The organism is Hydrogenophaga sp. 70-12 (assembly GCF_001897365.1).
Classification (GTDB): domain Bacteria; phylum Pseudomonadota; class Gammaproteobacteria; order Burkholderiales; family Burkholderiaceae_C; genus Hydrogenophaga; species Hydrogenophaga borbori.
In genome coordinates this window covers 1-827 of sequence record NZ_MKSS01000370.1, presented here as the reverse complement: position 1 = coordinate 827, position 827 = coordinate 1, and the positions used below count along the sequence as shown (strand labels likewise).

Annotated in this window: 1 protein-coding gene; it reads left to right on the top strand. The window is 71.5% G+C overall.

From position 1 onward, the window contains the following. Window positions 1–827, top strand: an 827-nt coding sequence (locus tag BGO22_RS18755) for a PAS domain-containing protein (protein WP_286852204.1), incomplete at both ends; no start/stop codon positions are given.

The following is an 827-nucleotide window of genomic DNA, read 5'->3' as shown; positions in this document are numbered from 1 at the left end:
GCCCGCTGCACGACGATGTGGTGGTCTACCAGGCCCGGCGCGGCGACTTCGGGCCCGAGTTCAACTGGGTCGAGCCGCGCGCGCGCAGCTACGTGGCGCTCGACCCGCGCGCCGACCTGCCCGAGCAGTACTGGCGCCGCACGCGCGAGGGCCGCACGCTGGAGATCCACACCTTCCGCTTTCCCGAAGGCGGCCTGGTGCGCACCTACGCCGACGTCACCTCCTACATCGAGGCCCAGGAAGCGCTGCGCGGCGAGCGCCAGCGCCTGGCCTGGGTGCTGGAGGCCACGCGGCCCGGCATCTGGGAAACCAACCTGGCCGACGGCAGCATGAGCATCAACGACCGCTGGGCCGAGATGCTGGGTTACGCGCGCGCCGAGCTCGAGCCCGTGAACCATGCGACCTGGTCCTCGCGCGTGCACCCCGAGGACCTGCCGCGCGCCATCGAGGCGCGCGAGCGCCACACCTCGGGGCTCTTGCCGTACTACGAATGCGACCTGCGCCTGCGCCACAAGGACGGCCACTGGGTCTGGGTGAACTCGCGCGGGCGCGTGCACCAGCGCGACGCCGAGGACCGTGCGCTCTATATGTCGGGCACGCACCTGGACATCAGCGAGCGCGTGGCCGCGCAGGAACAGATCCGCGCCCTCAACGCCGGCCTGGAGCAGCGCGTGCGCGAGCGCACCGCCGAACTGGAGCGCTCCATGCGCGACATGGAGGCCATCTCGTACTCCATCGCGCACGACCTGCGCGCGCCACTGCGTTCGGTCAACGGCTTCGCGCAGATCCTGGCCGAGGAGGAGTCGCAGCGACTGAGCGAGAGCGGG